Origin of the sequence: Methylocystis sp. JAN1 (assembly GCF_052186135.1) — a bacterium.
Taxonomy (GTDB): domain Bacteria; phylum Pseudomonadota; class Alphaproteobacteria; order Rhizobiales; family Beijerinckiaceae; genus Methylocystis.
The window spans coordinates 2875975-2902110 of sequence record NZ_CP181499.1; the positions used below are offsets into that span (position 1 = coordinate 2875975).

Below are 26136 nucleotides of genomic sequence, written 5' to 3' on the forward strand. Positions count from 1 at the left end.
GCGGGCGTTGAAGGAGAAAACATGATGAAGAAACTGCTTGTTGTTGCCGCCCTCGCGAGCGCATCGCTGCTCGCGACCATCGACGTCTCCGAAGCTTACGTCTGCGCGCGCGGCCCCTATCGCGCCGGCTGCGCGGGTCCGGCGGGCTCCGTCGTGCGCGGGCCCTACGGAGGCACCACCTATCGTGGGCGCTATGGCGGCGCGGCCTATGTCGGGCCTTACGGCGGCGCTGTCGTTCGCCGGCCGTACTATGCCCCCTATTATCGCCGCTGGTGAGGGAGAAGGCCGCGGCGTCCCGAACAAGGATCAGGTAAGAGAAGGGGCCAATTCGGCCCCTTTTTATTCCCTGGTCGCCTACCCTTCCGCGCCCCGCAATTGCGCCACGCGCACCGGAGCCGGCGGATGCGAGAAATAGAACTTGGCGTAAAGCGGATCGGGCGTGAGCGTTGCGAGATTGTCGCGCGTCAGCCGGGTGAGCGCGGAGATCATCGGCTCCTTTCCGACCATGCGGCGGGCAAAGTCGTCGGCCTCGAACTCGTTCTTGCGCGAGCGATAGGCCAGGAGGGGATGCAGGAGATGCGAGATCGGCTCCTTGGCGAGGAGCAGGGCGACAAGCACCACGCCGGGATCGCTCGGCAGGCCGAACCAGCCGGCGAAAGTCCCGCCGCCAAAGGCCCAGTGCAGCACGGCGAAGCCGACAAAGGTAAGGATCGCCGCCTGGACAAGCATCTGCCGCACATGGCCGTATTTGAAGTGGCCAAGCTCATGCGCGAGGATGGACTCGATTTCCTCCAGCGAATGCTTCTCCAGAAGCGTGTCGAAGAAGACAATGCGCTTGGCCTTGCCGAAGCCGGTGAAATAGGCGTTGCCATGGGCCGAGCGTTTCGACGCGTCCATCACGTAGAGGCCCTTGGACTCGAAGCCGCACTTTTGCAGGAGCGCCTCCATGCGCGCCTTGGTCGAGCCCTCCTCCATCGGCGTGAACTTGTTGAAGAGAGGCGCGATGAAGGTCGGATAAATGACCGTCATGGCGATGACCAGCCCCATGAAGGCCACATAGGCGAAAAGCCACCAGCTTTCCGGAAAGGCCTCCAACAGCCAGAACATGCCGTAAAGCAGCGGGGCCGCCATGCCGACGCCGAGCGCGACGCCCTTCAACTCGTCGAGAAGGAAGGTCTTCGGGGTGAGCCGGTTGAAGCCGAAACGCTCCTCCAGGATGAAGGCGTTGGCGATCGAGAACGGCAATTCGAAGAGATGGCTGATAAAGCCCGCGGCGAGCACGAAGACGACGCTGCGCGTCATGCCCGGCGCGACGACCTGCGAGACGAGCGCATAGAGCGGCCCCATGAACGCCACGAGCCAGAGGATGGAGAGGATGGCGTCGTACAGGGTTTCGCCCATTGCGAAGCGCGTGCGCGCAATCGTGTAGTCGGCCGCGCGGCGATGCTCCTCCAGCGTCACTTCTCGGGCGAAATCGGGCGGCACCGCATCACGATTGGCCGCGACGTTTTCGGTCTGGCGGTGACGCAGATAAACGCCCAAACCCGCCGACGAGGCGATGGCGACACAAATAAGAACGCCCATAAGGCTCATCGATCCGCTCCACTGTCTGATTTCCGTCAAAAATAGGCGCTCTGGCCCAGCTTTGCTAGGGGTCAAGCGGGCGGGCGCGAGAATGTCGCCGCGCCGGTCACGCCGGCTCAGCGGCCCAGCAGCACGTCTCGCGCGGCGTTGAGGGCGGCGGCGCGCTCGACCGAACCGCCATGGTCGGGATGGGCGCGCTTCATCTGGGAGCGATAGGCCCGCTCGATCTCGCGCCTGGAGGCGTTGGCTCCGACGCCGAGGACGGCGCGGGCGCGGGCCTCCTCGCTCAAGGGCGCGCTCCAGGCCTGCGGGGCGTCGCGCTCCCCGAAACCGCGCTCGGTCCCGGCCCCCTCCCGCCGCTCGGCGCGGCGCCGGAACTGGCCTTTCGTCCCCTGCCCGGCGCTCCGGGACTGCGAGCGCCGATGGCGATCCGCGGCCTCTTCGATAAGACCGAAATCCTCCAGCGCCTCTCGCAGCCGGTAAGCAAGGTCATGGCCGAGCAGCGCGAGAAAGGCCGCAAATCCCGCGCCGTACAACCCCCGCTCGGTCAGGAAGGCGGCCGGCGACATTCGGCTGTTCAAGCCGTTGGCGCCGTAGATGTCGCTGACCGGCCCGCCCAGGCTTCCCCCGGTTTGGGCGGCCGACGACGTTATCCAGTAATCCAGCATGTAGGGCGTCAGGCCGTGGAAAGCCGACGCCGCCAGACAGAGCGCGATAACCCCCGCCATCCAGAAGCCGTTGGACCAGCGACGGGTGCGGGAGCTGGCGAAACCGCGCCAGGCGGCATGGGCCGTCGAAAAGAAAATGATGGTCAGGCCGAGAAAAGTCTGCAGTCCGGCGGCGGTCGCGAGCGCGTGACGCTCAACGGCGCGGGCCGCGGCGATCAGCGGAAAATAGCCGGCCTCGGCATAGCGGCGCATTCCCTCGTCGCTGGCCGGCAAAGGCGCCAGCTCCTGAGGCTCGGTCACATGCAAGGCGAGCACGATGACGACCGAAAGGCCGAGCACCGCGGCCGCCGCGCCGATCGCAGGCAGCAGCATCCCACGGCTTTGGCCGGACTCGATCTCTCGCCAGGAGGCTTCGAACGGATCGAAACTGATCGCCCCTCTCCCCTTTTAGGCCGCGACGCGACGGCCGCGGTTCATCAGCGCGAAAGGGGCGCCGCTCAACAACACGTCGAGCGCCGCGAGGCTCTGATGCTTGCCGTTGACCGAGAGGCGCGGCAGCGCGTGGAAATGATCGCGATGCTCCGGGAAAATCATCCCCGGCCGCGTGGTGACGGCGCTCTCGAAGCCGAGCTCCGCCGCAAGCGCGAATTCGCGCCGTCCCGCGGAGGTCGGATCGCCGACCGGGTAACAGAAATGGCGGGGCGTCACGCCAGTCTTGCGGGCGATGCGGTCGCGGCTTTCCGCCATTTCGCGCCGCGCCGCCGCCGCGTCGAGCTTGGCGAGGCGCGGATGGGCGACCGAATGCGCGCCGATGGTTGCGAGTTCGTGTCCCGCGAGGCCGGCGATCTCGGCCCAGCCGAGACAGGCTTCCGCGGCCAGCGCGCGCGCGTCTACCCCGGCCTGCGCGGCGAGCGTTGCGACGACATCGAGCAACTGTTCCTCGCCGCCGTCCCGGATTGACCAGTAAATATCCGCGAAAGCCGCGCTCTTCTCGGCGGCCGTGGCGCAGTCGCGCGCGATGCGCGTTCCGCTGACCGTCACGTCGACACGCCCGAGCCGGCGTATCGCTTCCTCCATTTCGATCCACCAGAGCCGCGCGCGGCGGTCGGCGAAGCCGGCCGTCACATAGGCCGTGAAAGGCGCCGCGTGGCGCTCCAAGATGGGCAGGGCGTGTTCGACCAGGTCGCGATAGCCGTCGTCGAAAGTCAGGACGACGAGAGGCTTTGGCGGCGCCTTTCCTTTGCGCAGGAAATCGAGCGCGGCGTCGAGCGAGATTATGTCGTAACCCTGCGTCCGCAAATGGATGAGGAGCTGATCCAGAAAGCCCGGCGTCACTTCCAGCCCGGCGTTCGGCGCGAAAGCCTCGCGGGGATCGGGCCGCACCCGGTGAAACATGAGGATGGCGCCAAGACCGCGCGTGAAGGACGCGGCCAGCCGGTGCGCGCCGCTCGCCTGAAAGAGCTGCATGCCTGCCACAATCGCCCGTTCCCGCCAAGTCGCCATTAGCCCTCCCGTAGAGACGCCCGGACAGCTTCCTGGGTTTAGGACGCAGACTCTAACTATCTGTTATGCGCCTCGTGGCATTAATGGGAACCACGGTTCGGCGGGACGGGATGGTTGGGCGGGACATGGCGACGAGGCTCGAAAGCCTGGAGGACAGCTTCACGCAAGCCTTCGAAAATCCGTGCGACCCGGCAGTGATCGAGGTCTTCGCGGACCCGGCGGACATCCGCGACGAATGGATTGCGTTGGCGGCGCGCGCGGCGGTCAGTCCTTACCAAACCTATTCCTTCGCCTCCAAATGGGCCGACACGATCGGCCGAGCCGAAGGCGTCCGGCCCTTTATTATCGTTGCGCGCAACCACGCGGGGCGGATGGAGGCGATTCTCCCCTTATGCGCTCAGCGGCGCGCCGGCCTGAAGATCGCGCTCTTTCTCGGCGGCAGGGAGAGTAATTTCAATCTCGCCATTCTCGATCCGCAAGCGTCTTTCGGCCCTGCGGCCTTGCGCGCGCTTCTGCGCCGGGCCGCGCAGGCCTGCGACGATCCGCCGGATCTCGTCTATCTGCGCAACCAGCCGCGCCGCTTCGAGCGTTTCGACAATCCGCTCGCCTTCCCCGAGGCGCGGCCGAGCGCGAGCTTCGCCTATGGCGCGGCGCTGCCCGCGCGCGTCGAAGACCTTGCGGCGCGCCTCTCGAAAGACACGCGCAAGAAGCTGAAAAAGAAAGAAGCGCGCCTCGCGGAATTGGGCGAGCTTTTCTACGAGCATTGCGCGACCGGCGCGCGCGGCGAAGCCATTCTCGCCGCGCTCATCCGCCAGAAATCGGCGCGTTTTTCGGCTATGGGCGTCGACGACGGATTCGGTCGCGGCGTGAACGCGTTTCTCCAGCGTCTGCATTGCGAGACCGGGGACGGCGCGCTTGAATTGCACGCGCTCTCGGTTGGCGGCCGCATCGTGGCGACCTATGCCGGGATCGCCCGCGGCGGACGCTTTTCGGGCATGCTGAATTCGTTCGACATGGATGAAGAGATCGCCCGCTCTTCCCCCGGCGATCTGCTGCTGCACGCGCTCATGCGCAATCTCGTCACGCGAGGCATGACGCATTTCGATCTCGGCGCCGGCGAAGCGCGCTACAAAAGCGCCGTCTGCGACGAGACGATCGAACTATGCGATCTCATTCTGCCGGTCTCGGCGCGCGGCGCCGTCGCGGCCCCGCTGCTTTCGGCCTATCTGCGGCTCAAGCGGCGCGTGAAGCGGAGCCCCGGCCTGTCGCGCGCCTATCATCGCGCGCGTCGTCTTTTCGGACGCGCGAAATAGATCAGGCCGCCACGAGGCCGTCGAGATCGCCGACGCCTTCCAGCAGGTGAGCGTCGGCGCCCTCCTGCGCGATCTGAGCGCGTAGAGCCTCCGCCGCCGCGTCGCCGCCGAGAACGAAAGCGAGATCGACATGCGGCGCCAGCCGCAGCGCCTGCTCGGCCGAAGCCGCGAAGACCAGAAAATCATAGGTGTGCGCGAGCGCCATGACGACAAGCGCGAGATCGTAGCGCTCTTCTCCCTGCAAGACGCCGGCGGGCAACACATGCAGGCGCGAGTCGACGTCGCGATGGATGACCTGAGCGAAGTCGGCGACGCCGGCCGCAAGATCGGACATGCCCAAGGGTGGTCCCTCGGGCGAATGCACCAGCGCGTCGAAGGCGATCGCGCCGTGATCGGCCGCGGCGAGCAGCGTTCGGCCGCGACGGGAGAGATTGCGCGCGAGCGCGATCGCGGTCTCGGCGGGCTTGCCCTCCGTCTCGCAAGGGGTCACCAAAACCTTTACGCAGCTCTGCACGGCGCGCGCGCTGTCGATGCGTTGCACGGCCTCGGCTTCCGCCTCGCCCCTCGCCGCGACCCGCTCGGCTTCCTCTTCGATCGCCGCGACTGCCCGCTCTTCGGACGCAATGGCTGGCTCGTCGGGCGCAGTGACTGGCTCGTCGGCCGCGACGCGCGCGGGCTCCCTCTCCGGCTCGTCGCCCGGCGGCGCGGGGGCCGCTGGAGTCGCGATCCGGGCGCGCCCTGTCAACAATTCGCCGGCGACGACAGCGCCCGCCGAAAGAATGAGAGCCGCGAGAGTCGCGAAGACGGTGACGGGAAGCTTCTTCGGAAAGGAGGGCAATTGCGGGGCGAGCGCGCGCTGAATGATGCGCGCGTCGGCGGGCGTCGCCTTGACGCGTTCGCGCGCCAGCGCCTCCTGATATTTCGCCGTCTCCGTCTCCAGCTGGTCCTTGAGAAGGCGCGCCGCGCGCTCCAGTTCGCGCAGCTTGACTTCCTCGGCGCCGGCGGCGCCGGCCACGCGCTTCTGATCCTCCAGAACCTTGGTGAGATTTTCGACGCGGACGGACGCGATGCGCGCTTCGTTCTCCAGCGTGCGCGCCGTGCGCTCGGCCGCGGCGCGCCACTGCATGTCAAGGTCCTGAAGCTGCGCGTTGAGCTCCTTGATGCGCGGATGCTGCGGCAGCAGCGTGCGCGACTCAAGGGCGAGCTGTGCGCGCAACGCGACGCGCTGCTCGAAAATACGGCGCATCACCTCGTTGTTCGCGACGTCGGGAATCTCGCCGACGCGGTTCTGCCGCAGCATGTCGCGCAGAATATTCGCTTTCGCCTGCGCGTCCGCCTGCACGGCGCGCGCATTGGAGAGCTGATTGTTCAACTCGCCGAGCTGCTGGGTCGAAATGACCGTATTGTTCGCGCCGACGAGAAGGCCCGTCCTCGCCCGATAGTCCTCGACCTTCGCCTCCGCCTCGGCGACGCGGGTGCGCAAGTCCGACACGAGAGTCGCCAGCGATTGCGCGGCGGCCCGCGCGATGTCGCGCTTCGCCTCCTGCTGCATCTCGATATAGGCGCCGGCGACGGCGTTGGCGCCGCGCGCCGCGAGATCGGGATTGCGCGAGGAGAATTCCACCGAGAGAACGCGCGTCTTCGTCGGCGAGAGCACGGAAAGCTTCTCGCCGAACTTTTCGAGAATGCGGTCCTCCGGGGTCATCTGCCTCGGATCGCGCGTCAGGCCGAGCAGGACCATGACGCGCGTCAGCGCGCCCATGCCGTTGGCCAGCGGATCGAATTCGACATTCCCCTGCAAGCCGAGAGGCTTGATGATGCGGCGCGCGAGGTCGCGAGAGGTGAGAAGCTGAATCTGGCTCTGCACGCCTTCGGCGTCGGGGCCGTTCGCGTCGATGCGCTCGCCTTTGTCGACGCGCGCGTAGAAGTCGTCCTGGTTTTCGAGCAGCAGCCGGGCTTCGGAAGTGTAACGCGGCTTGACGACGTTGACGAAGACAAGCGCGCCCGCGAACGCGACGAGGGTCGGTCCGATGACCCACCAGCGCTTCTTCGCCAGCGCGCGGCCGACATGTGACAAATCGATTTCGTTTGTCACCGCCTCCGTCTCGATTGGAATACCCGAACGCATCGCTTCTCCGAGGTCAGCCTCGGCTTTTTACGCGATTATGGTTTAGCGCTGGTTAAACCGCCCAGCTCCGCCCAGGTCAAAGTTTGTTAACCATGAAGCAATAAAAACAGGCGGTCGCCCTATGGCGGTCATCCGATTTGCTACAACTCAAGGAACCGAAATGGCGAAGCCGGTCGCCTCCTGCAAGACGTTCGCCTTGGCGATAGCAATGACGACGAGCGCTCTCTTGTCCGGTTGCGCGGCTCCCGGAGCCTATAAGCCGGAACTCTTCGCCGCCTCGGCCTTCGAGCCCTATACGCTCGCCGCCGGCGACAGGCTGCGCGTCATCGTCTTCGGCCAGGATGCGCTCTCCAACGCCTACTCGGTCGACGGCGCCGGCCGCATCGCCATGCCGCTGATCGGCTCGGTCCCGGTCCAGGGCCTCACCGTGCCGGACGTGGAGCGCGAGATCGCCGCTCGACTGCGCAACGGCTTTGTTCGCGAGCCGCGCGTTTCAGTCGAAGTCGAGGCGTTCCGCCCGTTTTTCGTGCTAGGCGAAATCACCAACGCCGGACAATATCCCTTCGTCGAAGCGATGACCGCGCGCACCGCGGTCGCGATTGCGGGCGGTTTCGGCCCGCGCGGCTATCAGGGCGCGGTCGATCTGACGCGCGTCATAGACGGCGTTCCCGTCACCGGCCGCGTTCCGCTCGACACGCCCATTCGGCCCGGGGACACGATTACGGTGCGAGAACGAATTTTCTAAAGGAAGAAAGGTCAATTGTGGCCGCAGCCGACGAACAGGACGCGAGGGAACATGCGGCGGCCCTTCCGGGACTGCGCGTCCTCCACGTCATGCGCGCGCCGGTTGGCGGGCTTTTTCGCCACGTCGCGGACCTCACGCGCGCGCAGGCGGCTTCCGGATGCCACGTCGGCGTCGTCGCCGATTCGCTGACCGGGGGAGAAGACGCCGCGCGCATCCTTGGCGGACTCTCGCCGCATCTTGCTTTGGGCGTGACGCGCCTGCCGATGCGGCGGCTGCCCCATCCGGACGATCTGCGCATCGCCTGGCGCGTCGCCGCGCTCGTCCGCGAACTGCAGCCGCACATTATCCATGGCCACGGCGCCAAGGGCGGCCTTTATGCGCGCCTGCCTGCCGTCCTGCCCATCTTTCCCCAGCCGGCGTCCGCGCCCGCGCGCGTCTACACGCCCCATGGCGGCAGCCTGCATTTTCGTCCCGATTCGCCGTTGGGAAGAATTTTTTTTACTGCCGAGCTTATAATGGGCCGCGTGACGGATCTTATGCCCTTCGAGAGCGACTACGCCCGGCGGCGTTTCAGCGAAACGGTCGAGCCGCCGCGGGCGCTTGCGCCCGTCGTCCATAACGGGCTGTCGCCTCAGGAATTTGCGCCCGTCGCGCCCGCGCCCGGCGCCGCCGACTTCGTCTTCATCGGCGAGATGCGCGTCGCCAAGGGCGTGGAGGATTTGCTCCACGCCTTCGCTGCCCTGCCCGGGGATTTGCGCCTCGCGCTCGCCGGCTCAGGTCTCGACGAGGCGCAATTTCGCACGCTGGCGCATGAACTCGGTCTGGCCGACCGGGTGGCCTTTCACCCGCGGACGCCGACCCGCGAAGCGCTCGCGCACGGGAAGATACTGGTGGTTCCAAGTCGCGCGGAATCCCTCCCCTACATTGTCCTGGAGGCGATCGCGGCGAAGACGCCGGTCGTCTCGACGCGTGTCGGGGGCATCCCTGAAATCTTTGGCTCGCAGGCGGCAAGGCTTGCGCCGCCGCGCGACCCGGCGGCCCTCGCGGCCGCCATGCGCGCGATGCACGACATGAGCCCCCAGGCGCGCATGGCGCTTGCGGAAGAAATGGCGGATTTCGTCAAAACCCGCTTCACGATCGACAGGATGAACGAAGGCGTGCTGGGCGGATATCGCGCCGCCTTGAGCCGAACGCCGCGGCTTGCGGCCGCCGGCTCAGCGCATTGAACCGGGAGATAAAGAAATGTGCGCTTTCGCCGTTGGCGACATGAAAGGCGTGCCTCCTGAAAAGAACGGAGGCCCCTCCGAAAAAAGGAAGCTCAGCCCGCTGCTCGCCGAGATCGCAAGCAACAGCGCGCCGGGCAAGTCCTATTCGCCGATCGTGCTGGCGGGCCTCGTTCGCCTCGTCGAGCTCGTTTTGCTTCTGGGCGCGGGCGTTCTCATCCACGAAATTTACGTCGCGGCCAATTGGGGGCGGTCGCTCGACTATTATCTCGTCATGCCGGCCATGGCCCTTTCGGCCATCGTGGCCATTCAGTCGCTCGGTCTCTACGCCACGAGCGCCTTTCGCGCGCCGATGCGCAACGGCTTGAAGATCGCGGCCGCATGGTCTCTCGTCTTCGTCGCCGCGCTCATCGTGCTTTTCTTCTTCAAGCTCGACGATTCCTTCTCGCGCGTTTGGCTCCTGGGCTGGTACGTCTCGGGCCTCGCGCTGCTCGCGGGCGAGCGCCTGGCGCTCTCGCTGATCGTGCGGATGCTGACGCGGCAGGGGAAGCTTGATCGCCGGACTGTCATCGTCGGCGGCGGCGAACTTGCCGACCCCGTGCTTCGCGACCTCGCGGCGCAGAACGACAGCGATTTGCAAATCCTCGGCCTGTTCGACGACCGCACCGACAAGCGTTCCCCGGATGTCGTCGCGGGTTATCCCAAACTCGGATCCATCGACGACCTTGTCGAATTCGCGCGCCACACGCGCATCGACCTCGTCATCTTCGCCCTGCCGATCTCGGCCGAGGCCCGGCTCCTGCAAATGCTGCGCAAGCTCTGGATTCTGCCGATCGACATTCGTCTCGCGGCGCACACCAACAAGCTGCGCTTCCGGCCGCGCTCCTATTCCTATATCGGCAACGTTCCGGTGATCGACGTCTTCGACAAGCCGATCGCGGATTGGGACGTCGTCGTCAAATATATTTTCGACAAGGTCGTGGGCGCGATCTGCCTCGTCCTGCTCTCGCCTGTCATGGCCCTCATCGCGCTGGCGGTGAAGCTCGACTCGCCGGGTCCCGTTCTGTTCAAGCAGGTCCGCCACGGCTTCAACAACGAGAATATCGAGGTCTACAAGTTCCGCTCAATGTATGTCGAGAAGCTCGACTATGCGGCCACGAAGCAGGTGACCCGCGGCGATCCGCGCGTCACGCGCGTCGGACGCTTCATCCGCAAGACCTCGCTGGACGAGTTGCCGCAACTGTTCAACGTCGTGTTCAAGGGCAATCTTTCGCTCGTTGGTCCGCGTCCGCATGCGGTCATCTCGCGCGCGGCGGATCATCTCTATGACGAGGTGGTCGACGGCTATTTCGCCCGCCATCGCGTGAAGCCGGGCCTCACCGGCTGGGCGCAGATCAATGGCTGGCGCGGGGAGACCGACACGCCGGAGAAAATCCAGAAGCGCGTGGAATGCGACCTCTATTATATCGAGAACTGGTCCATCTTCCTCGACGTCTATATTCTGGCGCTCACCCCCTTCGCTTTGATCAAGGCCGAAAACGCTTACTAAGACAGGACGGAGCAACGATTGAAAACGGCGTCGATCATCGCGACCGTCGCGGCGCTCCAGGGCGCCATGGGCGTGGCCCTCTCGGCGGCCGCGGCGCATGTCGACGCCAATCCCCTGCTCTTGACCGCGAGCCACTTCCTGACTTTGCACGCGGCGGCGGGGCTCGGTCTCGCCGCGCTGGCGCGAACCGCGCCGCCCTTCGCACGCGCCCTCGCCGGCGCGGCCTTCGTCCTTCAAGCCGGCGTGACGCTTTTTTCCGCCGATCTCGCGGCGCGGGTCTATCTCGGCGGCAAGCTCTTTCCCTTCGCGGCGCCCATGGGCGGTTCGCTGACGATTCTCGCTTGGCTCGCGCTTGCGCTCTGGGGAGCGCTGGCGATCGCTCGGCGCGATTAGAGTCGGCGCGGGTTTGGGAACGACGCCGGCTATCGCCTTCATTCATCGAAACTTCTTGGCCGTGACGGATCGCCGCGCCGGGAAGATTCGCCTGCGGCCGAAAAGCAACAGTCGAGCGCTATCTTCAACTGGCGCGCGCGAATGCTGGACTCGCGCGGCAAACGGCCGCACCATTCTCCACATGTCTGTCTCGGACGCGCCACAACCCCGTTCTGGCGGCGCATCGAGCGATGCGACGCAACGGCCGAGCGACCCTTTGCTCGGGCGCAGGGTGCTGATTGTCGAAGACGACCCCTTCATCACGCTTGCGCTGGAAGAGACGCTTACGGATTTCGGGCTTATCGTCGCCGGCTCGGCCCGCAGCGTCCCGCAGGCGATCAGACTGGCGCAGACCGTCGCTTTCGACCTCGCCCTTCTCGACGTGAATATCGGCCAGGACCGCATCGACCCCGTGGCCGACATCATCGCGGCGCGCGGAATCCCTTTCGTCTTTACGACAGGTTGTGGGCGCGCGGGGCTGCCGGAAGGCTATCTCCAGCAGGCGATCGTCGAAAAGCCGTTCTACGTCGAAGAGATATTGCGCACGCTGCGCGAAGAGCTGGCCAATGGCGAAAGCAACTGATTTTTCGACGCAAAATTCGCCTTGACCGCTTGAAGCCGGAGCGGGTCCGTTTTACGCTGCGCGAAGGAATTGTTAATTTTCTCCTAATGTGAGCGCGTTCGATGTCCATGCGCACCACCCCGGCTCCCAGCCGCGCCGCAAGCGCGCGATCCGCCATTTCGCTGGGCGCGGCCTTCGCGCTCTTCTGCGCCGTCTTCGCCGGATACGACATTCGCGCCAGCCGCGCGGCCGGAGGCCTCATCGACGCGGTCTTCGGGGCCGGCGCGCCGCGGGAGCAGGATTACTACGGCGGCTACGCGCGGAGCTATCGCTTCGTCTTCCCCCGCGAGGAGGGCCGCATCCGGCAAGCGAGAAAGGCGCGCGCCCATTACGCCCAGGCCCGCCGCCAGATCGTCGAGCGCAAGAAATTCGCGCTTAACCGCCACGCGGCGGCTGTCGGGCGCCGCCGCACGGGCGCTGCCGAACCGGTCTCGCTGATCCTGAACGCGAGCTTCAAACTCTCGGCGCCGAATGTGAGCCTGAAGGCGTCGGCCAAGGGAGCCGTTGGAGGCGCCAGCCGTCGCGCCGTGTGCGTGCGCGCTTGCGACGGCTATTATTTCCCCGCTTCCCCCGTCTCGCGCGCATCAGATGTCGCCGCCCAGCAGGCGAACTGCGAGAAGCTCTGCCCCGGCGCGCAATCGACGCTGTTCGTCTTTCCCGAAGGCTCGGACAGGGTGGAAGAGGCGAAGGCCGCGAAAAACGGGGAGTCCTATGCGGCGCTGCTCTCCCGGCTCGATCCGAACGCCCGGGCGTGCTCCTGCCAAACAGAGGCGACGGCGGCGGCCGCGACGCAAGCGCTTTTGTCGGACGCGACGCTGCGTCCCGGCGATTCGGTGGTGACCTCACAGGGCGTGCGGGTCGTGAAGCGCGGCAGCCATTATCCCTACAAGGAAACGGACTTCCTGTCGCTGGCCGAAAGCGCGGACGTGCCGCTGTCCCAGAAGAGCGCGCTTTACGCAATCGAAAAGGCGTTGAAAACCCCGCAAGGCCGTCTTGCGGTGATGAATGGCGATCGCCGCCGCCATGGGGGTTCCCGGACGGCGCTGTAGTCGCGACTCTCCGCCCCGGCGCCGTCCGCCACTTTCTCGCCGCGCTTCCTCGCGAGAAGCAATAAGCGAGAAGCAATGGGAAAGTGGCGTAGGAGAAGAGCGCTTGCCGCCTTTGGATCGCGATCCGTCGACAGCCTCCCGTCCATCGGGCGCGGCGAAGCGACTCAGGCGCGTCCTCGGCGGGCGGCGGGCGCGAATCCTGCTCTGGATCGTCGCGTCCTTCGCCATCCTCATCGGCGCCGCGGCGGCGCTGGCGCCCTGGCTCTATTCGCCGGCCGCCGCCAAGTCGGCCATTTCCGCCCAGCTCCAGAACGCCGCCGGCCTTTACATCGCCGCGCGCGGCTATCCGCGCCTGTCATTGACGCCCCGGCCGCATGTGACGCTTGAGGGCGTCGTCTTCGCCGACCGCAACGGCGCGCTGGTCATCGAGGCGCAGCAGATTCATGGCGTCCTCAAGCTGCTGCCGCTTCTTTCCGGCCGGCTGGACATCGACGGCCTCGCCCTCGTGCGGCCCCGCGCAAGGATCGATCTGGATCAGAAGCCGATCGACGCGCCCGGCGCGGCGGCGCGCGCGGCCGCCGCCAAACCGGCCAGCCTGGAGGCGCAGGCGGCCGATAATTTCCGCCTGGGCGTGCTCACGATAACCGACGGCTCGCTGCGCGTGCGGCGAGGCGGCGTGGATTATGCGGCCGACAAGATCGACGGCGCCCTCGAGTGGCGCAAGATCGGCGAGCCGGCCCTGCTGACCGGCGCCTTCGACTGGCGCGGCGAACGCCTGCAATTAATGGCCTGGCTCGCGCGCCCCGGCTCCTTCCTGCGCGGCGATCCCTCCGTCGCGACGGCGCGACTCGATGGCGAGAACCTGCGGATCGAGGCGCAGGGCGTGGCGCAGACCCTGCCCAACGCTCACTACGCCGGGCGCGTCGCCGGGTCGGCGGCCTCGGTACGGGAGGCCTTGCGCCTTTTCGGTGTCAACGTGCCCCTGCCCGGCCCTTTTGGCGCCGCGCAATTTTCCGCCCATGCGGCGTTGAGCGCGCGGGAGGCCGCCCTCAAGGAACTGCATGTCGATGTCGACGGAAACGCCTTTGACGGCGAACTGATTGTTCGGGACGAGGACGGGCGGCCGAATGTCTCCGCCGCCCTGAAAAGCGACTTCGTCGCCTTGAAGCCCATGCTTTCGGACGCCCCGGCGCTGCTCGGTCCCGACGGCCAGTGGAGCCGCGAGCCGCTCGATCCGCCCGATATGTCGGGCGCCGATGTCGACCTGCATCTCAGCGCGGCGCATGCGCGGCTTGGCCGCCTGACGATCGACGAGGCCACCTTCGCGGCGACGCTGCGCGACGGGGCGCTCGATCTGTCGCTCGTCGAAGCCCAGGCCTATCGGGGGCGATTGAAGGCCCACGCCTCGTTCAAGCCGGCGAGCGGCGGGGCGCTGGCGGTCCACGCCACGGCCCAGACCGCCGGGGTCGACGCCCGCGCGCTGCTTTGGGACGCTTTCGGGAAGCAGGCGATCGGCGGCGCGCTGACTTCCTCGCTTACGCTCGACGCCTCCGGCGGCGCCGTCGCAGATATGATGAAAAGCCTCGGCGGGCGCGCGACGCTCGCTTTGGCCGACGGCGAAATCGCGGGCGTCGACTTCGAACGCGCCTTGCGCCGACTTGAGAAACGCCCGCTTTCCAGCGCACAAGACATTCGATCGGGAAGCTCGCCGCTGGCGCGGGCCGGCGCGACGGTCATCGTCGAGAACGGGGTCGGGACGCTGGAGGAGGCCTTAGCCTATGGGCCGGGTTTCGTGCTGAGCCTCAAAGGTTCAGCCAATCTGGCCGAGCGCAGCCTCGCGCTCAAGGCCGCCGCGCGGGAGGCGGACGCCTCGGGAAAACCACGCGAGAAGGGCCTGCAAATCGCCTTCGATCTCGCAGGCGCATGGGACGACCTCACGCTCGCGCCGGACCCGCAAGCCTTCATCCGCCGCTCAGGCGCCGCCGCCCCGCTGCTGCCGGAGCCGCCCGATCCGCCGGCGACGGAGCCACCCTGACCCAGGGAAACGCCACAAGCCAGTCTAGACGACCACCTCTTGCTCCCGTCCCGCCTCCTCAAGCAAACGGGTGAGTGAATTGGGAATGTCGAGATAGCGGAAACGCCGCAGTTCGAAGCCGATGCCGACGAGGCCCCAGGGCGGCGTGTAGGTCTCCCATGGCGGAATTTCCCTCAGGACGACGACATAGCCGCCGTCTATGGCGGGGGCGATCCTTTCCACGGTGTAGATAGCGCCCCGTCTGAGGCCACCGTCGCCATAGCGTCCGGGCCTGGCCTCGACGCAGACGACCTCCGTTCCAGAAGGGGTGTCCGGGCTGATCATTTTTCTTCCTCATCGCCTGCGGCGACACGCGCCGCGCCCTCTTGCGCTGTTATGGAGGGCGCGGCCGCTTCGGAAGCAAGTCGCAAATCAGCGGAAGGCGTCGCTCACCAAAGCCTGAGGAAGCCGAAAAGGCCCTTCTTGAGCTTCTTGCGGTCGAGCGCGGCGAGCTCCTCGTAGATCTTGCGGGCGTTCGCGCGCAGCTCCAGAAGCTGCTCGTCTGGAACGTCGAAATTGATGGCGGCGAGGCGCAACTCGCGGCGGGCGTTGTCGAGCCGGGCCTGAGCGTCGGCGATCAGAGCGTGGAGCATCCTTCCCCTCATTCGTGGGTTTGAAAAACCGTTGTGAAGACGGCGTTTTCAGCGAAGCCACGCGCGTGGCCGAGCGGGCTGAAAAACTTCGCCGGTTATAGGCGGAAACAGCCGCGATGAAAATGGAGGCCTCGGAGGGAATCGAACCCCCGTACAAGGATTTGCAGTCCTCTGCGTAGCCACTCCGCCACGAGGCCGTCCAGACGCAAAGCGCGAAGCGCCTTGCATGAGCCCGCTCATACAGGAGGGCGCCGCGGCCGGCAAGTGCGTCCCGCATCGCAACAGCGCCGGTCAATCCGACGCCCGCGACGTCCAGGTGGCGTGGGCGACGCTCTCCAGCCTGCCCAGCGCCTCGACGATGGCGTCGAGTTCCTCGGCCTCCACGCTTGTGGCCGCGAGCGTGGCGACGATCTCGACCCCCTCCTCCCGCTCGGCCTCGCGGATTTCGCGGGCGGGATATTTCGCCGCCTCCAGCCGCTCCTCCACAAGGTCGCGCAGGGCGTCGCGGCTCTGCTCGTCCGTCAGGACGCGGAGTTCAAAAGTCGATTCGGTCTGGCTCTCGTCGATCGGGGAGCGTTCGATAATATTGACCAGCGGCCGCAGGAAAGTATTGCCCGCCAGGACGAAGGCGCACATCAGCACGGCTTCGGCGGGGTGGTCGGCGCCCGCAAAGGCGCCCGTCACCGCCGAGCACCAGATAGTCGCGGCCGTGTTGAGGCCGCGAATGTTCATGCCTTCCTTCAGAATGACGCCGGCGCCGAGGAAGCCCACGCCGGAGGCGACATAGGCGAGAACTTGCGTCGCGCCCTGATTGCCCATGAGCCGCATGCCGAGATCGACAAAAGCCGAGGCGCCGAGCGCAACCAGCGCATTGGTGCGCAGGCCGGCGTTGCGCTGGCGATATTGCCGCTCGGCGCCGATCAGTGTGCCCAGCACGATTGCGACGAAGAGGGAAATAAAGGTGTTCAGCAATTCGTCGGGATTGAAACTGGTCAGGCCAGCCATGAAATCTCCAGCCTCAATAGGGACGACCGTCCTTGTGGAAAAATCGCCAACCCCCGTCCGGCGCAAGGCGCGCCTCCAGGTCGTCCGCGGGATACTCCCCGGAATCCCCGGCCGTGCGGTCTCCGATTTCGAGATAAAGCGCGTCTGTGTCAGTTCGATTGACGAGATGGTGGGCGACTCCGTTCGCCGGAAAGCCGGCGCACATGCCGGGGCCGAGTTCGGTTTCGCCCGCTTCCGTCACGAGCGTCGGCCGGCCGTCGAGGATATAGACGAATTCATCCTGCCGGCTGTGGCGGTGCATCAGCGCCGATTGCGCGCCGGGAGCAAGGCGGGTGAGGTTCACGCCGAAATTGACGAGGCCGAATGCGTCGCCCAGCGCCCGCTTTTCGCGCCCCGCGACCCGGGTCGCGAAAGGCTCCGGATAGTTGGAGGGACGGTCGCGAGGCGCGACGGCCAAGGCCAGGACGGCCGGCGGATGCGCTTTATTAACTTTATCCATAACCCGCCGCTCCCCTCCTGTGACGGCGCTGAATTTGACAGGCGCCGCCCGTTCTGACCATCTTCCCGCCCCATGCGCCCGGCGGGCGCCCCGTTGGAATAGTCGCGAATGAACGTAGTCATCGTCGAGTCGCCGGCCAAGGCCAAGACCATCAACAAATATTTAGGCCGCGATTTCAACGTCATAGCGAGCATGGGCCATGTCCGTGACCTGCCCGCGAAGGACGGGTCGGTCGATCCCGACGCCGATTTCGCCATGGTCTGGGAGATGGACGCGCGCGGCTCCAAACGCGTCACCGAGATCGCCCAGGCGGTCAAGGGCGCCGACAAGGTCATTCTCGCGACGGACCCGGACCGCGAAGGCGAGGCCATCTCCTGGCATCTCATCGAAATCCTCAATAAGAAGAAGGCGCTCAAGGACAAGAAGATCGAGCGCGTCGTCTTCAACGCCATCACCAAGGACGCCGTGCGCGAGGCGATGGCCAATCCGCGCCAGATCGACCAGGCCCTGGTCGACGCCTATCTCGCCCGCCGCGCGCTTGATTATCTCGTCGGCTTCACGCTCTCGCCCGTGCTGTGGCGCAAGCTGCCCGGCGCGCGCTCGGCCGGCCGCGTGCAGTCGGTGGCGCTGCGCCTCGTCTGCGACCGCGAGCTCGAAATCGAGAAATTCGTCCCGCAGGAATACTGGTCGCTCGTCGCGCATCTGAAGACCAAGGCGGGCGAGCCCTTCACGGCCCGCCTCGTCGGCGCCGACGGCAGGAAGATCACGCGCCTCGACATCGGCAAGGGCGAGGAGGCCGAGGACTTCAAGAAGGCGCTCGACGCCGCGGCTTTCACGGTGCGCTCGGTCGAGGCGAAGCCGGTCAAGCGGCACCCCTACGCGCCCTTCACCACCTCGACTCTTCAACAGGAGGCCTCGCGCAAGCTCGGGCTCGCGCCCGCCATCACCATGCGCATCGCGCAGCGGCTCTATGAGGGCGTCGACGTCGACGGCGAGACGGTGGGGCTCATCACTTATATGCGAACCGATGGCGTCGACATGGCGCCGGAGGCCGTGGCGAGCGTGCGCCGCGTGATCGCCAAGGAATATGGCGACCGCTTCGTGCCCGGCGCGCCGCGCAAATATACGGCCAAGGCCAAGAATGCGCAGGAGGCGCATGAGGCCATCCGCCCGACCGACGCCGCGCGCCTGCCAAAGCATGTCGCGAAATTCCTCGAACCGGATCAGGCGCGCCTTTACGAACTGATCTGGACGCGCACCGTCGCGAGCCAGATGGAGTCGGCGGAGCTCGAACGCACCACCGTCGACATCGACGCGAAGGCGGGCGCGCGAAAACTGGAGTTGCGCGCCACAGGCCAGGTCGTGCGCTTCCCGGGCTTTCTTGAACTCTATCAGGAAGGCCGCGACGACGACGGCGACGAAGAAAGCGGCCGCCTGCCGGCGATGAAGGAAGGCGAGCCGGTAACGCGCGAGAAGATCGACGCGACCCAACATTTCACCGAGCCGCCGCCGCGCTACACGGAAGCGACGTTGGTGAAGCGGATGGAGGAGCTCGGCATCGGACGCCCCTCCACCTACGCGTCGACGCTCGCGACCTTGCGCGACCGCGACTATGTGCGGCTCGACAAGAAGCGACTCATTCCCGAGGACAAGGGCCGGCTTGTCGTCGCCTTCCTCGAAAGCTTCTTTTCGCGTTACGTCGAATTCGACTTCACCGCCTCACTGGAAGAAAAACTCGACCTCGTCTCGAACAACGAGGTCGACTGGAAGCAGGTGCTGCGCGACTTCTGGCGGGACTTCTCCGCGGCCGTGAACGAAACGAAGGATCTGCGCACGACGCAGGTGCTCGACAGTCTCAACGAATTGCTCGGGCCGCATATCTTCCCGGCGAAGGAGGACGGCTCCGACCCGCGCCTGTGCCCCGCCTGCAACGCCGGACAATTGTCGCTCAAGGTCGGCAAATTCGGCGCCTTTATCGGTTGCTCGAATTATCCCGAATGCCGCTATACGCGCACGCTGTCGCCGCCGACGGGCGACGCCGCCGACGCGCGGCCGGGCGTGAAGGTTCTCGGAGTCAACCCGGATACAGGCGCCGAGGTCACGCTGCGCGACGGCCGCTTCGGCGCCTATGTGCAGGAAGGCGAGCAGGAGGAAGGCGGCGAAAAGCCCAAGCGCGCTTCGCTCCCCAAAAACATCAAGCCGGAAGATCTCACGCTTCAGCAAGCCCTCGCCCTGCTCTCCTTGCCGCGCGAAGTCGCGAAACATCCAACGACCGGCGAGCCGATCGTCGCCAATATCGGCCGCTTCGGTCCCTATGTTCAGCACGGCAAGACCTACGCCAATGTCGGCCGCGAGGACGACGTGCTGACGATCGGCGCCAATCGCGCCATCGATCTCATCGTGCAGAAAGAGTCCGGCGGCGGCGGCTCGCGCTTCTCGCGCGCCGGCGATTCGGGACGCAATCTCGGCGAACACCCCGAAGGCGGCGCCGTGACGGTGAAATCCGGCCGCTTCGGTTCCTACGTCAATTGGAAGAAGGTCAACGCGACCATCCCCAAGGACGTCGATCCCGCTTCCTTGACGCTCGAACAGGCGCTGGAAATGATCGCCGCCAAGGCCGCTGGCGGCGGCGCGACGGGCGGGCGCGTGCTTGGCGAACATCCCGACGGCGGCGCGATCACCGTGCGAGCCGGCCGCTTCGGCCCCTATGTCAATCTCGGCAAGGTCAACGCCACGCTGCCGAAAAGCATCTCCGCCGAGGACGTGACCCTCGAAGACGCGATCAGGCTCATCGACGAGAAGGGCGGCGCGACGAAGAAGAAAGCCCCGGCCAAGAGGGCGCCCGCCAAGGCGAAGAAGGTCATCGAGGACAGCGACGAGACGCCATTCGAGGATGGCAAGCCGATCAAGAAAACGGCCGCCAAAAAGGCGCCCGCAAAAAAAGCGGCGACAAAAAAACGCGAGACCGCTTGATCGGCGACCACCAAACAAGAAAACGCCCCCGTCGCCGGGGGCGTTTCCATTTTGGCGACAAAATACGATTGTTAGTTGTCGCCGCTCGAATAGCTGCAGTTGCTCGTGCAACTGTTGAGGTTCGATTGCGCGGTCGTGTAGCAGAGTGACTGCGCTTCGGCGGTCAGTGTGCTATCTGCGCATCCTGCGGCGCGGCTGCTGTAGTCCGACTGGCAGCTTGTGCAGCTGTCGGTGGAGGCGTCGTCTGCATATGCCGCTCCCGCCATCGAAAACAGCAGCGCGGAGAAGACAAAAAGGGCCTTGACCGAGAATTTCATGATTGATCCCCTTTGATAGCGGACGCGTGTTCTTTCGTCACTGCGAGAGGCGCAGCTTGCCCAGGCCGATGCCAATTTGAGAGAAGGCGGCATTCAGCTGGCTTGCGTTCGTCGCTGCGAAGTAGTGATCCGTATTCGTCGCGCAGGCTTGCAACAGATTGAGCCCCTGCTGGTCGATCGGGTCTGTCGGGATCGAGAAGCCGATCGTGAAGACCTCGACGCCTGCGGCCTTGGCGTTGTTGCAGGCCTCGAGCGTCAGCTGATCCAGCGCCTTTCGCGACGTCGAGAGGTAGCTGGTCCTGGTGTTGGCGGCGGCGGTCAGCGCGGTCTGGTAATTGGTGGCGTCGCCAACGCCGCTCGTGCCGTCGGGCAGACGCTTGTTGGCCGCGCCATTGTAGGTGTAGTAGCCCAGCGCTTCGTAATCCGACCCCACCTCCGTATTGGTCTGCGCGCCCCAATTATTGAAGCCGTCGGTCATGAACACCATGATTTTCCGATTGCCCTGAGTCCCGTAGGCGCGGCCGGCAGAGAAGGGCAGGCTGGGAGTCAACGTGCGCCAGCCCCACATGAAGCCGGTATGCAGAGCAGTGTTGCCGTTCGCGACAAGCTGGCTGATCTTGCTCTTGATCGTCGATTGCGCGGCGTTGAGCTGCAAGATGGCCTGCGTGGAATTATCCGGACAAAATTGATTTGAGCCATAGAAGTCGCTCGGGCCGAAGCTGCCGCTGAGCGACGCCGTCTGATTATACTTGCAGACATGAGTCAAAGCGGACCAGTCGCCGCTGGCCGAATCGCTGCAGGTCGAGGTAGTGGAACTGGACTTCTTCTTGCCGTCGTCATTCATATAGCTGTTCTGAAAATAGCTGGAGCCATCCGGCTCGTCCGGCGCCAGATAAGGCACCATCAGCGTCTCGGCGCTGGAAGTCGAAAGGCTGTCCGCGTTTACATTATAGGGATAAGCCGGCTCCTCGAAGCAGCCGCGCCAATCGAGCTGGGAGTTACGCACTTTCAGCTTGGCGAAGATGTCGAAGCGGTTGGTGAAGCCCGCCGCAGTGGCCGCCGTCTTGCCGCCGAACGCGATCCAGTGTTGGGAATTCTGGCCCTGCGTGTCGATCCAGGACTGAGTGCGATTGGCGCTCACCGTCGGATCCACCGCGACGACGCCGCCGGCGAAAGGCACGACCGAGAAGGAAATCTTGTTCGGCGCCTTGCTGAACATGGTGTCGACGAAGCTGTTGGCGGCGGTCTTCAGCGCCGCGAGCTTCGTCTGCCCATTGGTGCTGTTCGTCATCGAGCCGGAATTGTCGAGCACAAGCGCGATCTCGTAAGTGGTGTTGGGATCGACGCCGCCGGCGAGATTGGCGCAGGAATTGACGGTCGCGTTCAGATTTGCGATTCGGGCCATTTTCATGAAGAAGCTGGACATCGACGCCTGCGAAGACGCGCAGAAGGTCTGCTTGTCGGCGCTGATCGACACGTTTGTGATCGTCGCGTTCGCAAGCTTTGGATTGGCGTTCAGGAGAACCTGCGCCTGGCTTTGCGCCTGCTGGTTCGTCGTGGTGTCCGTCATCTTCGACGCGACCGCGAGGGTGGCGAGATCCGTGCCCTGCTGGAGTTCCGCCCGCAAGGTGGTCAGGCGCGTGTAATCGGTGGCGGCGCCCATCATGAACATGACCGGGACGAAGGCGAGGCCGAAGATCATGAAAGCGTTGCCGCCTTCATTTGAAATAAAGTCGCGCCCAGCGGACTTGCGCGTGAAGTTGCGAGACATCAGAACCCCCAAAATTACGTAAAATCCCTCGTATTCGACGAGAGTTTTCCCGACCTGGGGACAGGCTAGGGGGCAAGCGTTACGCAATTTCCTATCGGAATCTCGAAATGCGGGTTAACCTCCATGAACCTTAACCACTGATGTTTCAGATATTGCAAAAGTCCGATGAAAGCCGACGGGCGGCATGGGCCGAGCCGTCGTTATCCCGTGGCGCAACCGGAAATGGCGTGGCGGTCGGCCCTCCATTATGCTGAATAGTCGATTGATCCGACGGGCGACAAAAGCCTGCGATTTGAGAGAGACCTTGGCGACAAAAAAGACTCCGCAGCCGCCCTCCCGCGAAGACATTCTCGCCTTCCTGGCGCGCGAGCGCGAAGCGGGCCGCGTGACGAAGATCGGCGTGCGCGAGATCGCACGCGCCTTCGGGCTGAAAGGCGAGGACCGGCTCGCCCTGAAGCGCATGCTGTCGGCGCTCGCCGACGAAGGCGTGCTGGAAAAACGCGGAAAACGCGTCAACCAGAAGGGCGCGCTGCCGCCTGTGACGCTCGTCGACATTACCGCGCGGGACCGCGACGGAGAGCTGATCGCGACGCCGGTCGAATGGGACGAAGACGAGCTGGGGGCCGCGCCGCGTATCCTCATCCGCGCGCCGCGACGCGCAAAGGCGGGCGAGCCCCTCCCCGGCGTCGGCGACCGCGCTCTCGTGCGCGCCGAACCCGACCGCGACGCCGCCCCCGGCGGGCCGCCCTATGTCGGCCGCGTCGTCAAGCTTCTTTCCCGCGCGCGCCACCGGGTGCTGGGCGTGTTGAAGATCGAGCCGAACGGCAATGGCCGCATCATGCCGATCGACAAGAAACAGGCGGGCCGCGAACTGATGGTCGCCGCCGCCGACATCGGCGATGGCCGGGACGGCGATCTCGTCTCGGTGGATCTCGCCGGGAAGACGCGCTTCGGCGCAACGCGCGTCCGGGTGCGGGAGACGTTGGGCTCAGTGACGAGCGAGAAGGCCGTGAGCCTCATCGCGTTGCGCGCGCACGACATCCCCGATGTCTTCCGCGCCGAGGCCATTGCGGAGTCCGAACGCGCGAAGCCCGCGACGCTTCAGGGCCGTGAGGATTGGCGGGAACTGCCGCTCGTCACGATCGATCCGCCGGATGCGAAAGACCATGACGACGCGGTGCACGCCGCGCCCGATACCGCGCCGGACAATCAGGACGGTTTCGTCGTCACCGTCGCCATCGCCGACGTGGCGCATTATGTGAAGCCCCACGCGCCGCTGGACAAGGACGCGCTGGAGCGCGGCAACTCGGTCTATTTCCCAGACCGCGTCGTGCCGATGCTGCCCGAACGCATCTCCAACGATCTTTGCTCACTGCGCGAGGGTGAGGACCGCCCGGCGCTGGCCGTGCGGATGCGCGTGACGGGCACGGGCAGGAAGATCGGCCACAGCTTCCATCGCGTCATGATGCGCTCGCGCGCCAAGCTATCCTACCAGCAGGCGCAGGCGGCGATCGACGGCAAGCCGGACGAGAAGACGGAACCTTTATTGGAGAGCGTGCTGAAGCCGCTCTACGCCGCGCATGAAGCGCTGCAACACGCGCGCAATCTGCGCGCGCCGCTCGATCTCGATCTGCCGGAGCGCAGGATTTTGCTCAAGCCCGACGGCTCGTTCGACCGCGTGATCATCCCGCCGCGTCTCGGAGCGCACCGGCTCATCGAAGAGTTCATGATCCTCGCTAATGTCGCCGCCGCGGAGACATTGGAGGAGCATCGCCAGCAGCTCATCTATCGCGCGCATGACGAGCCCTCGAAGGAGAAGGTGACGGCGCTCGGCGAGTTTCTCTCGACCATCGGCGTGAAACTCGCCAAGGGACAGGTGCTGAAGCCCGCGCATTTCAACGTGATCCTGGAGCGCGTGAAGGGGCTGGAGCACGAGAACATCGTCAACGAGATCATCCTGCGCACGCAGGCGCAGGCGGAATATACGCATGAGAATTACGGCCATTTCGGCCTGAACCTGCGTCGCTACGCGCATTTCACTTCCCCCATCCGCCGATACGCCGATCTTATCGTGCATCGCGCGCTGATCCGCGCCCTGAAGCTCGGCGAGGGCGCCCTGCCCGACATGCCAACAAGCGAGCTCGCGGAGATCGCCGCGCGCATTTCAGCCGCCGAGCGCCGGGCCATGGCCGCCGAGCGCGAGACGGTGGACCGGCTCATCGCCCATTATCTCGCCGATCAGATCGGCGCGCGTTTCGGCGCACGCATTTCAGGCGTCACCAAGTCGGGGCTGTTTGTGCGACTGATCGAGACCGGCGCCGACGGCTTCGTCCCCGCCGCGACGCTGGGACGCGAATATTACGCTTATGACGAGGCGAGCCATTCTCTTACCTCTCGCTCGGGCGTAAGCTATCGGCTGGCCGACATAATAGAAGTACGCCTCGTCGAAGCCGCCCCCATCGCCGGCGCGCTGCGATTCGAAGTTGTGGGCGGCGGTGAACGCTGCACGCCGCCACGAAACGGCAAGACCTCCCGCGCCAGAGCGCCGCGCGCGGCCCAGCGGGAGACCCGGAAAGCCAAGTCGCGGAATTGAGCGCGCCGGGGCCTTTTCCGGCGGCCCCTCATCGGGAAAAGGCCCGTCCTCGCGACGGATGTCTTTCCAGCGCCCTTGGCAAGGCAACCCTCCGTAAAGGAGGAGAGATTGGCTCATGCCCGGCGTTCACCCGATCGCCCCGGGAAAAGGCCGTCGCCGCCTTGACATCCGGCTCCCCGCACGTATGGTGCGCCCCAATTCGTCTCCCGCCGACTCTCTGAGCAGCGGGAACGATTTCGTTTTTTCAATCGAACTGGAACGAGCGCAATGGCCAAGTCCGCCATGATCAAGATCAAGCTCCTGTCCACGGCGGACACGGGCTACTTCTACGTCACCAAGAAGAACGCGCGCACCAAGACCGAGAAGCTGGTCTTCAAGAAATACGACCCCGTCGTGCGCAAGCATGTCGAGTTCAAGGAAACCAAGATCAAGTAAGGCGCTCGCGCCTCATGGCAGGCGGCCGCGCCGGCCTTCGAGAAAGGGCTCCGCTTTTGCGGGGCCTTTTTGTTTGGGGAGAACGCCCTCCTCCGGCCCTCGCTGACGCGAGGGCCGCCATCTCCCGTGAACGGGAGCAGGAGGAACCCTGAAATTTGCTGAACAAGGACGTCGCGCCGCGATTCCTTCTCCCGCCTACAGGAGAAGGCGCCCCTGCGTCAGCAGGGGTCGGATGAGAGCGTTGCCCTGATTGAAAAAACTGCGCCTACCGGCGCGCGCTTCACCAAGGAGATGAAGGCGGCCGGCTGACAATGGCTTCAAGGAGGCCACTCCAACCATCGTCAACCGGCCAACCCCACGGACCCAGGAGATGCGGCGGACCTGAGCACTCCGCAGGGTATTCGAGTTCTGCCGTTACGCATCAAACGCTTGAATGCGACGTGGGTGCTTTTCCAGCCCCTTCGCCGCCGCCAGATACGCAATCCTCTTGGCGACACCAAGTTACCCCGGCTGCACAAAATTGCAACTATCTGATATGTTTTTTCACAATGACGTCATAGCAAAAGTGAATTCCCGCGACGAACGGACGCTTTTTCGCTAAAGAGACACAAAATGCGCGCGAGGAGCGCGCCCGCTTCGGAGGAAATAGATGAAAATTCGCAGTCTGCGCCTGTTCATCGGGCTCGCGGCCTTGATCGCTTTGGCCGGTTGCGGCGATCACCAGCCTGGCGACGCCACGGGCGCGAAAGTGTTGCGCAACATCCTCGAAAAGAGCGGCGTCGACGCCAAGATCGTCTCGTTCAAAAAGGTCAACGCCCGCGACGTGAAGCGCGACAAGGTCGAGGCCTTCGAGCTGATGTACGAGGCGGAAGTCCAGTTCCCCGAGGGTTTCGAGGCCAAGTGCCGCGACGAGAAGGAGCGCGGCAAATGCGCTTTTCTCGGCATCGACGAGGACCGCACCTTCGCGAAGAGCGAGGTTCACACCAGCGAAGGCACGCTACATTTCGTGAAGACCGAAAAAGGCTGGATGGCTGAAGACAACAACGTCTACTGAGCCGTT

Annotated in this window: 23 protein-coding genes and 1 tRNA gene; 13 read left to right on the forward strand and 11 right to left on the reverse strand. The window is 65.3% G+C overall.

The genetic code is table 11. The features are described 5' to 3' along the window. Positions 1-21 precede the first annotated feature (21 nt). A complete protein-coding gene (locus ACNHKD_RS13805; protein ID WP_442754055.1) occupies positions 22-276 on the forward strand; it encodes a hypothetical protein in 255 nt (84 codons plus the stop codon). 78 nt (positions 277-354) lie between these two features. Here the strand turns inward: ACNHKD_RS13805 and ACNHKD_RS13810 are convergent, their stop codons facing one another. From ACNHKD_RS13810 to ACNHKD_RS13820, 3 genes are all read right to left on the reverse strand, one after another. Beyond that, entirely contained in the window at positions 355-1593 is a 1239-nt protein-coding gene (locus ACNHKD_RS13810; protein ID WP_442754056.1) for a M48 family metallopeptidase, read from the reverse strand. 107 nt (positions 1594-1700) lie between these two features. Then, positions 1701-2624 (reverse strand): J domain-containing protein, encoded by a 924-nt coding sequence (locus tag ACNHKD_RS13815; protein WP_442754057.1) that lies wholly within the window; start codon positions 2622-2624, stop codon positions 1701-1703. Between the two features lie 75 nt (positions 2625-2699). After that, entirely contained in the window at positions 2700-3755 is a 1056-nt protein-coding gene (locus tag ACNHKD_RS13820; RefSeq protein WP_442754058.1) for a polysaccharide deacetylase family protein, read from the reverse strand. 125 nt (positions 3756-3880) lie between these two features. Here ACNHKD_RS13820 and ACNHKD_RS13825 point away from each other — a divergent pair, with 125 nt between their 5' ends. Then, positions 3881-5068 carry a GNAT family N-acetyltransferase gene (locus tag ACNHKD_RS13825; RefSeq protein ID WP_442754059.1) on the forward strand — a complete coding sequence of 396 codons (1188 nt, stop codon included), beginning with the start codon at positions 3881-3883 and terminating at the stop codon, positions 5066-5068. Between the two features lies 1 nt (position 5069). On the opposite strand, the gene ACNHKD_RS13830 is transcribed toward ACNHKD_RS13825, so the two are convergent. Continuing rightward, complete coding sequence (locus ACNHKD_RS13830; protein WP_442754060.1) at positions 5070-7196, reverse strand: GumC family protein; 2127 nt, start codon at positions 7194-7196, stop codon at positions 5070-5072. Positions 7197-7404: 208 nt separating this feature from the next. Between ACNHKD_RS13830 and ACNHKD_RS13835 the strand changes: the two genes are divergently transcribed. The 7 genes from ACNHKD_RS13835 (at position 7405) to ACNHKD_RS13865 (ending at position 14851) form a co-directional block, all read left to right on the forward strand. Next, complete coding sequence (locus ACNHKD_RS13835; RefSeq protein ID WP_442754061.1) at positions 7405-7941, forward strand: polysaccharide biosynthesis/export family protein; 537 nt, start codon at positions 7405-7407, stop codon at positions 7939-7941. 17 nt (positions 7942-7958) lie between these two features. Further along, the gene (locus ACNHKD_RS13840; protein WP_442754062.1) at positions 7959-9167 is read left to right on the forward strand and encodes a glycosyltransferase family 4 protein; all 1209 of its coding nucleotides are present in this window, start codon (positions 7959-7961) and stop codon (positions 9165-9167) included. A 16-nt stretch (positions 9168-9183) separates the two neighbouring features. Continuing rightward, positions 9184-10713, forward strand: coding sequence for an undecaprenyl-phosphate glucose phosphotransferase (locus ACNHKD_RS13845; RefSeq protein ID WP_442754063.1), 1530 nt, complete (start codon positions 9184-9186; stop codon positions 10711-10713). 18 nt (positions 10714-10731) lie between these two features. Then, on the forward strand, positions 10732-11106 hold the full coding sequence (locus ACNHKD_RS13850) for a DUF423 domain-containing protein (RefSeq protein ID WP_442754064.1): 375 nt from the start codon (positions 10732-10734) through the stop codon (positions 11104-11106). Between the two features lie 271 nt (positions 11107-11377). Then, a complete protein-coding gene (locus ACNHKD_RS13855) occupies positions 11378-11728 on the forward strand; it encodes a response regulator (protein WP_442754065.1) in 351 nt (116 codons plus the stop codon). A gap of 101 nt (positions 11729-11829) precedes the next feature. Continuing rightward, a complete protein-coding gene (locus ACNHKD_RS13860) occupies positions 11830-12816 on the forward strand; it encodes a DUF2865 domain-containing protein (RefSeq protein ID WP_442754066.1) in 987 nt (328 codons plus the stop codon). Beyond that, positions 12773-14851, forward strand: coding sequence for an AsmA family protein (locus ACNHKD_RS13865; RefSeq protein ID WP_442754067.1), 2079 nt, complete (start codon positions 12773-12775; stop codon positions 14849-14851). The genes ACNHKD_RS13860 and ACNHKD_RS13865 overlap by 44 nt, the downstream gene beginning before the upstream one ends. 24 nt (positions 14852-14875) lie before the next feature. Here the strand turns inward: ACNHKD_RS13865 and ACNHKD_RS13870 are convergent, their stop codons facing one another. The 5 genes from ACNHKD_RS13870 to ACNHKD_RS13890 form a co-directional block, all read right to left on the reverse strand. Next, positions 14876-15175 (reverse strand): hypothetical protein, encoded by a 300-nt coding sequence (locus tag ACNHKD_RS13870; RefSeq protein WP_442754068.1) that lies wholly within the window; start codon positions 15173-15175, stop codon positions 14876-14878. 104 nt (positions 15176-15279) lie between these two features. Continuing rightward, the gene (locus ACNHKD_RS13875) at positions 15280-15483 is read right to left on the reverse strand and encodes a hypothetical protein (RefSeq protein ID WP_442754069.1); all 204 of its coding nucleotides are present in this window, start codon (positions 15481-15483) and stop codon (positions 15280-15282) included. A 123-nt stretch (positions 15484-15606) separates the two neighbouring features. After that, positions 15607-15680: transfer RNA gene (locus tag ACNHKD_RS13880), tRNA-Cys, on the reverse strand. Between the two features lie 94 nt (positions 15681-15774). Then, positions 15775-16488, reverse strand: coding sequence for an MgtC/SapB family protein (locus tag ACNHKD_RS13885; protein WP_442754070.1), 714 nt, complete (start codon positions 16486-16488; stop codon positions 15775-15777). Positions 16489-16501: 13 nt separating this feature from the next. Further along, the gene (locus ACNHKD_RS13890; RefSeq protein WP_442754071.1) at positions 16502-16987 is read right to left on the reverse strand and encodes a cupin domain-containing protein; all 486 of its coding nucleotides are present in this window, start codon (positions 16985-16987) and stop codon (positions 16502-16504) included. Positions 16988-17095: 108 nt separating this feature from the next. On the opposite strand from ACNHKD_RS13890, the gene topA reads away from it, so the two are divergent. Next, complete coding sequence (topA, locus tag ACNHKD_RS13895) at positions 17096-19960, forward strand: type I DNA topoisomerase (protein ID WP_442754072.1); 2865 nt, start codon at positions 17096-17098, stop codon at positions 19958-19960. A gap of 71 nt (positions 19961-20031) precedes the next feature. Here the strand turns inward: topA and ACNHKD_RS13900 are convergent, their stop codons facing one another. Together ACNHKD_RS13900 and ACNHKD_RS13905 are read right to left on the reverse strand one after the other, a co-directional pair. After that, the gene (locus tag ACNHKD_RS13900) at positions 20032-20277 is read right to left on the reverse strand and encodes a hypothetical protein (protein ID WP_442754073.1); all 246 of its coding nucleotides are present in this window, start codon (positions 20275-20277) and stop codon (positions 20032-20034) included. Positions 20278-20314: 37 nt separating this feature from the next. Beyond that, positions 20315-22048 carry a pilus assembly protein TadG-related protein gene (locus ACNHKD_RS13905; protein ID WP_442754074.1) on the reverse strand — a complete coding sequence of 578 codons (1734 nt, stop codon included), beginning with the start codon at positions 22046-22048 and terminating at the stop codon, positions 20315-20317. A 304-nt stretch (positions 22049-22352) separates the two neighbouring features. Between ACNHKD_RS13905 and rnr the strand changes: the two genes are divergently transcribed. From rnr to ACNHKD_RS13920, 3 genes are all read left to right on the forward strand, one after another. Continuing rightward, positions 22353-24641 (forward strand): ribonuclease R, encoded by a 2289-nt coding sequence (gene rnr / locus ACNHKD_RS13910; protein ID WP_442754075.1) that lies wholly within the window; start codon positions 22353-22355, stop codon positions 24639-24641. A 267-nt stretch (positions 24642-24908) separates the two neighbouring features. Next, a complete protein-coding gene (gene rpmG / locus ACNHKD_RS13915) occupies positions 24909-25076 on the forward strand; it encodes a 50S ribosomal protein L33 (protein WP_014892635.1) in 168 nt (55 codons plus the stop codon). 649 nt (positions 25077-25725) lie between these two features. After that, entirely contained in the window at positions 25726-26130 is a 405-nt protein-coding gene (locus ACNHKD_RS13920; protein WP_442754076.1) for a hypothetical protein, read from the forward strand. Positions 26131-26136 lie beyond the last annotated feature (6 nt).

Excerpts from the sequence above, each read along its gene's own strand:
- ACNHKD_RS13900 (WP_442754073.1), bottom strand. The coding sequence starts at position 20,277 with ATGAAATTCTCGGTCAAGGCCCTTTTTGTCTTCTCCGCGCTGCTGTTT.
- ACNHKD_RS13905 (WP_442754074.1), bottom strand. The coding sequence starts at position 22,048 with ATGTCTCGCAACTTCACGCGCAAGTCCGCTGGGCGCGACTTTATTTCA.
- ACNHKD_RS13825 (WP_442754059.1), top strand. The coding sequence starts at position 3,881 with ATGGCGACGAGGCTCGAAAGCCTGGAGGACAGCTTCACGCAAGCCTTC.
- ACNHKD_RS13810 (WP_442754056.1), bottom strand. The coding sequence starts at position 1,593 with ATGAGCCTTATGGGCGTTCTTATTTGTGTCGCCATCGCCTCGTCGGCG.
- ACNHKD_RS13835 (WP_442754061.1), top strand. The coding sequence starts at position 7,405 with ATGACGACGAGCGCTCTCTTGTCCGGTTGCGCGGCTCCCGGAGCCTAT.
- ACNHKD_RS13845 (WP_442754063.1), top strand. The coding sequence starts at position 9,184 with ATGTGCGCTTTCGCCGTTGGCGACATGAAAGGCGTGCCTCCTGAAAAG.
- ACNHKD_RS13860 (WP_442754066.1), top strand. The coding sequence starts at position 11,830 with ATGTCCATGCGCACCACCCCGGCTCCCAGCCGCGCCGCAAGCGCGCGA.
- topA (WP_442754072.1), top strand. The coding sequence starts at position 17,096 with ATGAACGTAGTCATCGTCGAGTCGCCGGCCAAGGCCAAGACCATCAAC.
- ACNHKD_RS13830 (WP_442754060.1), bottom strand. The coding sequence starts at position 7,196 with ATGCGTTCGGGTATTCCAATCGAGACGGAGGCGGTGACAAACGAAATC.
- ACNHKD_RS13870 (WP_442754068.1), bottom strand. The coding sequence starts at position 15,175 with ATGATCAGCCCGGACACCCCTTCTGGAACGGAGGTCGTCTGCGTCGAG.
- ACNHKD_RS13815 (WP_442754057.1), bottom strand. The coding sequence starts at position 2,624 with ATGCTGCTGCCTGCGATCGGCGCGGCGGCCGCGGTGCTCGGCCTTTCG.
- ACNHKD_RS13920 (WP_442754076.1), top strand. The coding sequence starts at position 25,726 with ATGAAAATTCGCAGTCTGCGCCTGTTCATCGGGCTCGCGGCCTTGATC.
- ACNHKD_RS13890 (WP_442754071.1), bottom strand. The coding sequence starts at position 16,987 with ATGGATAAAGTTAATAAAGCGCATCCGCCGGCCGTCCTGGCCTTGGCC.
- ACNHKD_RS13885 (WP_442754070.1), bottom strand. The coding sequence starts at position 16,488 with ATGGCTGGCCTGACCAGTTTCAATCCCGACGAATTGCTGAACACCTTT.
- ACNHKD_RS13820 (WP_442754058.1), bottom strand. The coding sequence starts at position 3,755 with ATGGCGACTTGGCGGGAACGGGCGATTGTGGCAGGCATGCAGCTCTTT.
- ACNHKD_RS13865 (WP_442754067.1), top strand. The coding sequence starts at position 12,773 with ATGGCGATCGCCGCCGCCATGGGGGTTCCCGGACGGCGCTGTAGTCGC.
- ACNHKD_RS13805 (WP_442754055.1), top strand. The coding sequence starts at position 22 with ATGATGAAGAAACTGCTTGTTGTTGCCGCCCTCGCGAGCGCATCGCTG.
- rpmG (WP_014892635.1), top strand. The coding sequence starts at position 24,909 with ATGGCCAAGTCCGCCATGATCAAGATCAAGCTCCTGTCCACGGCGGAC.
- ACNHKD_RS13875 (WP_442754069.1), bottom strand. The coding sequence starts at position 15,483 with ATGCTCCACGCTCTGATCGCCGACGCTCAGGCCCGGCTCGACAACGCC.